Origin of the sequence: Phenylobacterium sp. (assembly GCF_031412415.1) — a bacterium.
Lineage (GTDB): Bacteria > Pseudomonadota > Alphaproteobacteria > Caulobacterales > Caulobacteraceae > Phenylobacterium.
In genome coordinates, this window is sequence record NZ_JANOCX010000096.1 from 1 (window position 1) to 8,633 (window position 8,633).

The window sequence follows — 8,633 nt, forward strand, 5'->3', positions numbered from 1 at the left end:
AAGGCGCACCACCCGATCAGCCACCACGAGGCCGAGAAAATCGGCGCTTGGTGAGCGCCCGCCAGCCGCTAAGTTCGCTGACATTCCAACCTAGACGAGGCCGCGCGCGCCCATGACCAACCTGATCGTGCGAGGCGGTCGCGCCCTGCGGGGCGAGATCACGCCCTCGGCCAACAAGAACGCCGTCCTGCCGGTGCTGTGCGCCACCCTGCTGTCGGACGAGCCCATCGTCCTGCACCGGGTTCCCGACATAACAGACGTCCGTAAGCTGCTGGAATTCTTCAGGAACCTGGGCAGTTCAGTGGAGATGGATTTCGACACCGGGACCCTGCGCGTCCATCACGGCACGGGGCTGGACCCCAAGGCCGCGCACCTGCCCCTGGGCATGCGCTCCTCGATCATGCTGATCCCGGCCCTGCTGCACCGGTTCGGCGCCGCCAGCCTGGAGGACGACGTCACCGGCTGCACCCTGGGCGCCCGCGAGATCGACCCGCACATCGAGGTTTTCCGCGCCTTCGGGGCCCAGGTCGTCAGCGACGCGGCCTCCATCGTCATTACCTCGCCCAAGGGCTTCTCGTCGGTCCAGCACTGGCTCGACTACGCCTCGGTGACCACCACGGAGAACTTCGTGCTGTGCGCCGCCACGGCCAAGGGCCGCTCGCGCCTGACCAACGCGGCCTGCGAGCCGCACGTCCAGGAGTTCTGCGACTTCCTGGCCCGCATGGGGGCGAAGATCGAGGGCGTCGGCGGCTCGCGCATCGACGTGGATGGCGTCGACGACCTGGGCGGGGTCGAGTTCACCTTCGCCGACGACTTCCATGAGGTGGCCACCTTCCTGGCCATGGGCGCGATCACCGGCGGCGACATCGCGGTTCGCAACGGCTCGGTGGAGCAGTTCCCGCTGCTGGACCGCACCTTCGCCAAGTTCGGCGTCGAGATCACCCACGCGGACGGCTGGTCGCGGTCCCGCGTCGATGGACCGATGAAGGTGCGCGAGCCGTTCACCAGCAACATCCTGACCAAGGTCGAGGCCGCGCCCTGGCCCTATGTCCCCGCCGACCTGCTGCCGATCTTCGTGGCCCTGGGCGTCCGCGCCGAGGGCCAGGTGATGTTCTGGAACAAGGTCTATGAAGGCGCGCTCGGCTGGTCGTCCGAACTGGGCAAGTTCGGTGCCCACTCCCTGCTCTGCGACCCCCACCGCCTGATCACCTTCGGCGGCAAGCCCCTGGTCCCCGCCCAGGTCGAGAGCCCCTACATCATCCGCGTCGCCATCGCCCTCTTCATGCTGGCCGCCAGCATCGAGGGCGAAAGCACCATCCTCAACGCCTCCCCCATCCAGCGCGCCCACCCGAGGTTCGTGGAGAACCTCAACGCGCTGGGGGCCGACGTGAGTTGGGTCGCGGGTGACTAGCGACGCGTACTCGTAGGCTTGGCCAAGTGGGGCCGTGATGGAGGGGCGCTTGCGGGACGGACGAATAAATCTCGAAGGCGGTGTCACGTTGGAGCGTGGGCTAGGTGAAGAAGTCCTGCTCGCTGCAATGGCCGGCCAATACAAGCCACTGGTGCACAACGGCATCCATCGCTCATACTTGCTACCCAAAACAACGTTGAACAGCCGTGAGTTCAGGCCGTCCGTCTACTTCACAGATGGACGCATCACCTCAGTGCGGCTGACTTGGGCGGCCCCCGAAACCGAAGGTGGCAGCGCTTGGGAGAACCACTCTTTCGAGCGGGAGCGGGCCATCGCCAAGGCTGATGCTGCGTGGCTGGCAGCGACGCTGGATGGCGTGGGCTCGACTACCTCGACGTATACCTTTGACTGGGGAAGTATCGGGTCGGGATTGGATGAACGCAGCGGATTTTCATCCATCGTCGTAGGCTACCTCCAACCGTAAGACGGATGTCCGCTTTCCACCCACAGCGGAAATCTAGTCGGGCTGTTGTCGGGTCGATCGTGAAGATATCCGGCTTCGGGCATCGATCCAAGACTGCTCCCACCCCTTCTCCGCAGGGTTGTCCGCACGCGAATATTGCGGTGGGCAAGGTCAGGCTCTACCGTCCTCGCGTAACAGCGTTCCCGCAACGGCGCGCGACAGGCGCGACACCAATCGGAGGAGTTGCAGCGTGACCCAAATCCCGATCAAGTTCGCTCACGTGGTCTATCGAACTCGCCGCTTCGAAGAGGTGATCGGATGGTATGAGACGGTGTTCGGCGCTAGGGTGCAGCACCAGAACCCCGCCATGGCGTTCCTAACCTATGACGACGAGCATCACAGGTTCGCCTTCCTCAACCTGGCGGTGGTCGATCCAAATGGAACGCCGGAGACGGACAGGCGCGGGGCCGTGGGTATCGACCACGTCGCCTACACCAACGCTTCGGTTCGCGAGCTGCTAGAGAACTACGCCGAACTGAAGGAGAAGGGCATTACGCCGTACTGGTGCGTACACCACGGGCTCACGGCGTCGCTGTACTATGCCGACCCCGACGGCAACCAGATGGAGTTCCAGGTCGACGCCTTCGCCGACGACGGCTGCAGCGCCTTCCTCCGGGGCGAGCAGATGGGTCTAAATCCGGTGGGGGTGGAGTTCGATCCCGAGGATTGGCTCGCCCGCCTGCGCGCCGGCGTGCCCGAGTCTGACCTGCTCGTGCGCAAGGTTCATGAGCCTGTTTCGCCGATCCGTGGCTTCGCGGCCTTTGCCTGAGGACAGCCGCCAACAACCCGCTTGAGTGACCGGGCGTAACGCGGTTCACCGTGCTGAAAACATCCCCGGGAGGGAACCATGCACGATCTGGTCATCCGTAACGGCATGCTGGTCGATGGAACCGGCGCTGCTCCCCGCCGCGCGGACGTGGCGGTGGACGCGGGCCTCGTCACCCAGGTCGGCGAGGTCGCCGCCAAGGGCCGTCGCGAGATCGACGCCGCGGGCCTGATCGTCACCCCCGGCTGGGTGGACATCCACACCCACTATGACGGCCAGGCGACCTGGGACGCCTATCTGTCGCCCTCCTGCTGGCACGGCGTGACGACCGTCGTCATGGGCAATTGCGGCGTCGGCTTCGCCCCGGCCCGGCCCGATCGCCACGACTGGCTGATCGGGCTCATGGAGTCGGTGGAGGACATTCCCGGCGCGGCCCTGGCCGAGGGCATCAAGTGGGACTGGGAGACCTTCCCGGAATACATGGACAGCCTGGAGCGCAAGCCCCGGGTCCTGGACATCGCGACGCAAGCCCCGCACGGGGCGATCCGCGCCTATGTGATGGGCGAGCGCGGCGCGCGCAACGAGATGGCGACCCCCGAAGACATCGCCGAGATGGCCCAGATCACCCGCGAGGCCGTCGAAGCCGGGGCGCTGGGTTTCTCCACCTCGCGCACCCAGCTCCACCGCGCCAAGGACGGTGACGCCATGCCCGGCACCTTCGCCGGCGCCGACGAGATGATCGGCATCGGCGAGGCCCTGGGCCAGGCCGGCCACGGCGTGTTCGAGATGGCGTCGGACATGACCATTCCGGAGGACGAGTTCGCCTGGATGAAGGCGTTCGCGACCAAGACCGGCCTGCCGGTCACCTTCGGCCTGTTGCAGTCGCCCGGCGCGCCCGACAAGTGGCGCGACATGCTGAAGCTGACCGAGGAGGCGCGGGCGGAAGGCGCTCAGATCACCGCCCAGATCGCGTGCCGCCCCACCGGCATGGTGCTGGGCTGGCAGTCGACGGTGCATCCCTTTGTCCGCAAGAGCGCCTATCGCGCCATCGCCCACCTGCCCTTCGCCGAGCGGCTGGTTCACCTTAAAGACCCCACCGTGCGCGAGGCGATCCTGTCGGAGGACGCCCCGCCACCGCCCGGCATCGGGGCGATCCTGACCCACGGCTTCAAGACCATGTTCCGCCTGGAGCGCAACGGACAGCTCGACTACGAGCCCCGCCCCGAGGACTCCATCGCCGCGGAGGCCGAGCGCGCCGGCTGCAAGCCCGACCAGATCGTCTACGACATGCTCATGGAGAACGACGGGCGCGGCTATATCTACCTGCCGCTGCTGAACTACGCCCAGTTCAACTTCGACCACATCGCCGAGATGATGCGCCACCCGGCCACGATCCTCAGTCTGTCGGACGGCGGCGCCCATTGCGGGGTGATCTGCGACGCCAGCTTCCCGACCTACATGCTGACCCACTGGGTCCGCGACCGCTCTCGGGGCGAGCGGCTGAGCCTGGAGAAGGTGGTCTCCATGCAGACCCGCGACACCGCCAAGCTCTACGGCCTCAACGACCGGGGCGTCATCGCACCGGGGATGAAGGCCGACCTCAATGTCATTGATTTCGAAGCTCTTTCGATCCGCGCGCCGGAGATGGTTTTCGACCTTCCCGCCGACGGCCGCCGCCTGGTGCAACGCGCCGACGGCTATCGCGCCACCGTGGTGTCGGGCGTGGTGACCTTCGAGAACGGCGAGGCCACCGGCGACCTGCCCGGCAAGCTGATCCGCGGGCCGCAGGCCTCGCCGCTCGCGATCGCCGCCGAGTAGGCGCCGAACAGGCGCGGGCCTATGCTGGGCGAATGATCCGTCACGCCCGAACATCCGACCACGCCGCGATCCGCGAGGTGGTCGCCGCCGCCTTCGCCAAGACCGATGAGGCCGACCTCGTGGAGCGCCTGCGCGCATCGGGAGACGTGGTGTTCGAACTGGTGGAGGAGGACGGCGGCGAGATCGTCGGCCACATCCTCTACAGCCGGCTGTTCGCCGACCGGGTCGACCTGTTCGCGGCCCTGGCGCCGCTCGCCGTGCGCCCAGACCGCCAGAAGGACGGGGTCGGCAAGCGGCTGATGAAGGCCTCGCTGGAGACCGCCCGTGAGTTCGGCGCCCATGCCGTGATCGTCCTGGGCCACCCCGCCTACTATCCGAAGTTCGGCTTCACCGCCGAGGCGGCCAAGACCGTGCGCTCGCCCTATTCCGGCAGCCCGTCCTTCATGGCCATCGCCCTGGAAGACGGGGCGCTCGACGCCCCGTTGACGGTCGCCTACCCCGAAGCGTTCAACGGTTAGCGGCGGAGCCCGGCCCATGAAGACCTACCGCATCGGCGTCATCGGCCTGGGCCAGCGGATCGCACACGTGCTGTCGGCCATGAAGGAGGTCGGCTGGAGCCTCGATGTCGCCGCCCACGTGGACCCCGCCCCCGTGGGCGCCCCGATCCTGGCCGCGGCCGAGATCGATCCGGGCCGGGTCTGCGCCGACGTGCCTGAGCTGCTGCGCGGCGGCCCCTACGACCTGGTGATGATCGGCACGCCGAACCACCTGCATTTCCAGCACCTCAACCTGGCGCTGGACGCCGGCTTTCCGGTCTTCGCCGAGAAGCCCATCGTGCGGACCGAGGACGAAACCCACCTGCTGGCCGCGCGCCTGGCGAAAGGCGACACCCCGCCGCTGTTCATCGGCCTGGTCATGCGCTCCATGTCGATCGTGCGCGAGACCATCGCGCGGGTGGACGCGGGCGACCTGGGTCAGCTCGTCTCCATCGACGCCACCGAGCACCTGCCGCCAGAGCATGGCGGTTATCTGGCGCGCAACTGGCGGCGCAAGCAGGAATACGGGGGCTCCTATCTGCTGGACAAGGTCTGCCACGACTTCGATATCTTCGGACGCCTGGCGGGCGCTCGGCCGGCCAAGGTGGCGAGTTTCGGCGGACGCGACATCTTCACCCCGGCGCGATCGGGGGCTCCCAGGGTCTATAGCGACGGCCAGCCCGCCTACGCCCTGCGCGACGCCGGCTGGGGCAGCGCCAACGACGCCTTTCAATCCGACATGGACGTCACCGACCACCAGACCGCCATGGTCCAGTACGCCAACGGCGTGCGGCTCTCGTTCCACGCCAACAGCCACGTCGCCCTGCCCGAGCGGCGCTGGTACCTGGCCGGGACGGACGGAACCCTGATCGCCGACCTGGTCCGCAACAAGCTGATGTTCCGCAGGGCTCTGGACCGGGGAAAGCCCGAGCGCATCGAGTACGGAAACCGCACCGAGGACAGCCACAACGGCGCCGACCAGTCGATGGCCCGCGACCTGCTCGCCGCGATGGAAGGCCGCCAGGCCTTCCCGGTGACGCCCTTCGACTCCATGGAGGCGGGCCTGACGGTCATGGCCATCGACGAGGCCATGGCGCGCGGCGAGATGTTCGACTGCGCCCCGATGTGGGACCGCTACGACGCCGCCCGCGGCGCCTGAACCAGGGCTTCGCCGACCAGGTCTTGGAGCAGCGGCGTCACCGGATACGGATGGTGCCGGTACTGTCGGAACCCCTCGGCCATCGCCACGCCGAAGTCGCGGCCCCGGCGTCGCGACCAGCCCTCCATCGACTGGATCTGGTCAGGGATGCCGTGCTGGCGCGCGACCCAGCCGACCTGGCTCTCGTGGGCCGCCAGCATCGCCGCCTTGGTCTCGAAGACCCTCTCGATGTCGACCCCGAAGTCCGGGACGATCCGCACGCCCTGGCGGTCGCGCCCGCCGATGGGGTCCATGAAATAGAGGTGGGGTATCCCGCTTAGCGGCGTGGCATCCCCGGTACGGTAGTTCGGCACCGAGGCCGCGAAACAGGCGTCGCGCACCAGCACGCTCACCGCCTCATGATCGGGATGATAGTCGGCCGGCGAGGCCGTCAGCACGATGTCGGGCGCGGCCCAGCGCACCAGCTCGGTCACCCGCCGACGGGTCGGATCGTCGTTGAACACGCACAGGTCGCCGATCTCGCCGCAGCGATAGTCCGCCCCGATCAGAGCCGCCGCGGCCGTCGCCTCGGCCTGCCGGGTGCGCGAGGTGCGCGCCTGGTCCATCTCGGTCGATCCCAAATCGCCCGCCGTGACGGTGACGATCTTCACGGCATGGCCGAGCCCCGCCAGCACGGCAAGTGTCCCCGCGCCGAGGGTCTCGATGTCGTCGGGATGAGCGTGGATCGCGAGAACGCTGGCCATGGGCGCGAGCCTCACCGGCGCGGCGGGCGGCGTCAATCGGCCTATTGCTGGGCGCCGCCGTCCTGGCCGTCGCTGGCCAGCGGAGCCGGCGTGGCGGGCGCGGGCGGCGCGCCCTCCATCGCCGCGAGGGAGGCGTTGATTTCCTTGATCTCCGCGGCGCTGGGCTTGCGCCGGGGGGCGTAGAGCGTGCCCAGGACGCGGGTCTTCTCGCCGGTCACCGAGGAGGCGTCGGCGACATTGTAGGTCCGCACCTCGCCGGCCACCGCCAGGACGACCTGGCGACCGCCGGGCGTGCCGTCGATGCTCGGATCCAAGCCCTGGGTGCGCCTGTCGATGCCGCCCAGGACCGCGGGCGAGATGTAGGCTTCGCCCCCGGCATAGCGGCCGGTGAAGGCGCCGGGTTCGCCCCAGGGTCCGGTCCAGCGATAGAAGATGTGCAGGCCAACCTGCTTCATCTTCACCAGGGTCGGCGCCCAGTAGGGGGCCACGTAGCTGGCGTGATAGTGGGTGGCCGATCCGACCGCCTTCACCACGTGGCCGTCCAGGGCGCGCTTGGCGATCTCCTGGGCCTGACGCCAGAGGCCAGCTTCCGGGGCGTAGGCGAGCGACCCATCGCAGGTGAAGCTGAACTGGCAACCCGTGGCGCGCGCCGAGCCCTGATAGACCACCGCGCAGACGGATTTCGGATAGGCGGGATGGCGCATGCGGTTCAGCACCACCTGGGCCACGGCCTCACGGCCCAGCAACGGCTCGCGGGCGCTCTCGTAATAGACCGCCTCGGACAGGCATCGCAGGGCGCGGGCGCGGTCGGCGGAACCGGCGGCGAGGTGGAACGGCCTCATCGGTCGGATCGGGAGCTTGGAGAACGAGCGCAGCTCGTTGATCTCCTCGGCGGTCTCGGCGACCTCCGTGTCCAGCCCGAGGTCCGGGACGGTGTCGAGATTGAGCGTGGTCCAGCCGATCGGGCGGCCCCAGAGGTCGGCGCGCCGGCCGATGTCGTGGCGGTTGGCGATCGCCAGCATGGCGGGATCCATCTCCCCCTTCAGCCGGGTGATCGACCGATAGGTCAGCGGCGCGGCCTTGGCGGCGACCTGCGGACCCTTCGCGCCGGCGCCGGGCCCCACATAGGCGTCCACGCAGCCCCACAGCACCGCCGCGGTGGCGGAGATCGCCATCGCCATGGCGATCCAGGTCTTGCGAGGCGCGGACGGTTTCACGGCGGTCAAGTTGTTCCAGATCGGGCGAGGCGCAAAGGTCTGCAGCAGGAAGCGGGCCACAATAGGGTCATCGAACGCCGATATCGAGTGTTGCCTGGATGGGGCGGCGCTCGCATTCTCGCGCCGCCGGGCATTTCGCGCCCGTGCTCCTGGGAGCCGCCCTTGCCGCTGACACCTGTCGAGTGGCCGCTTCGGCTAGTGCCGAGACGCTCGCCGCCCTTGATCCGGGCGGCGACGATCAGTCTCGTCGCGCTCCTGGCGGCCATTTTCAGCCGAGGTGCGTTCCTGGGGTGGGACGACGCCTTCGGGCTCTCGGTCACCTATTTCCCCGCATTCGTCATCGCCACCCTCTACGCCGGCCAGGCGTGGGGCTGGGGGATGGTGGTCATCGCCCTGCTCGCGGGCTCGCTGGGGCGAAACACCTTCCCCGCCGGCCTTTCCGCGCCTGCGCTCATAGTGA

Annotated in this window: 9 protein-coding genes; 7 read left to right on the forward strand and 2 right to left on the reverse strand. The window is 68.3% G+C overall.

The window, feature by feature from the left end; translation table 11 throughout:
• Positions 1–112: 112 nt before the first annotated feature.
• The 6 genes from RMO04_RS05070 to RMO04_RS05095 all read left to right on the forward strand — a co-directional run bounded on the left by RMO04_RS05070 (position 113) and on the right by RMO04_RS05095 (position 6,213).
• Positions 113–1,411, forward strand: coding sequence for a UDP-N-acetylglucosamine 1-carboxyvinyltransferase (locus tag RMO04_RS05070; RefSeq protein ID WP_309643707.1), 1,299 nt, complete (start codon positions 113–115; stop codon positions 1,409–1,411).
• Positions 1,412–1,460: 49 nt separating this feature from the next.
• On the forward strand, positions 1,461–1,895 hold the full coding sequence (locus RMO04_RS05075) for a hypothetical protein (RefSeq protein WP_309643708.1): 435 nt from the start codon (positions 1,461–1,463) through the stop codon (positions 1,893–1,895).
• A gap of 229 nt (positions 1,896–2,124) precedes the next feature.
• Positions 2,125–2,703: a VOC family protein gene (locus RMO04_RS05080; protein ID WP_309643709.1), complete on the forward strand. Its 579-nt coding sequence runs from the start codon at positions 2,125–2,127 to the stop codon at positions 2,701–2,703.
• A 78-nt stretch (positions 2,704–2,781) separates the two neighbouring features.
• The gene (locus tag RMO04_RS05085) at positions 2,782–4,518 is read left to right on the forward strand and encodes an amidohydrolase family protein (protein ID WP_309643710.1); all 1,737 of its coding nucleotides are present in this window, start codon (positions 2,782–2,784) and stop codon (positions 4,516–4,518) included.
• Between the two features lie 32 nt (positions 4,519–4,550).
• Positions 4,551–5,036, forward strand: a complete 486-nt coding sequence (locus RMO04_RS05090; protein WP_309643711.1) for an N-acetyltransferase — start codon at positions 4,551–4,553, stop codon at positions 5,034–5,036.
• A 16-nt stretch (positions 5,037–5,052) separates the two neighbouring features.
• Positions 5,053–6,213: a Gfo/Idh/MocA family oxidoreductase gene (locus tag RMO04_RS05095; protein ID WP_309643712.1), complete on the forward strand. Its 1,161-nt coding sequence runs from the start codon at positions 5,053–5,055 to the stop codon at positions 6,211–6,213.
• Here RMO04_RS05095 and RMO04_RS05100 read toward each other — a convergent pair.
• The gene (locus RMO04_RS05100) at positions 6,189–6,956 is read right to left on the reverse strand and encodes a PIG-L family deacetylase (RefSeq protein WP_309643713.1); all 768 of its coding nucleotides are present in this window, start codon (positions 6,954–6,956) and stop codon (positions 6,189–6,191) included. The genes RMO04_RS05095 and RMO04_RS05100 overlap by 25 nt on opposite strands.
• A 41-nt stretch (positions 6,957–6,997) precedes the next feature.
• Positions 6,998–8,233, reverse strand: coding sequence for a cell wall hydrolase (locus RMO04_RS05105; RefSeq protein ID WP_309643714.1), 1,236 nt, complete (start codon positions 8,231–8,233; stop codon positions 6,998–7,000).
• A 102-nt stretch (positions 8,234–8,335) separates the two neighbouring features.
• Between RMO04_RS05105 and RMO04_RS05110 the strand changes: the two genes are divergently transcribed.
• Positions 8,336–8,633: hypothetical protein (locus RMO04_RS05110; RefSeq protein WP_309643715.1), on the forward strand; the 298-nt coding region annotated here is incomplete at its 3' end.

Excerpts from the sequence above, each read along its gene's own strand:
- RMO04_RS05070 (WP_309643707.1), top strand. The coding sequence starts at position 113 with ATGACCAACCTGATCGTGCGAGGCGGTCGCGCCCTGCGGGGCGAGATC.
- RMO04_RS05095 (WP_309643712.1), top strand. The coding sequence starts at position 5,053 with ATGAAGACCTACCGCATCGGCGTCATCGGCCTGGGCCAGCGGATCGCA.
- RMO04_RS05090 (WP_309643711.1), top strand. The coding sequence starts at position 4,551 with ATGATCCGTCACGCCCGAACATCCGACCACGCCGCGATCCGCGAGGTG.
- RMO04_RS05100 (WP_309643713.1), bottom strand. The coding sequence starts at position 6,956 with ATGGCCAGCGTTCTCGCGATCCACGCTCATCCCGACGACATCGAGACC.
- RMO04_RS05085 (WP_309643710.1), top strand. The coding sequence starts at position 2,782 with ATGCACGATCTGGTCATCCGTAACGGCATGCTGGTCGATGGAACCGGC.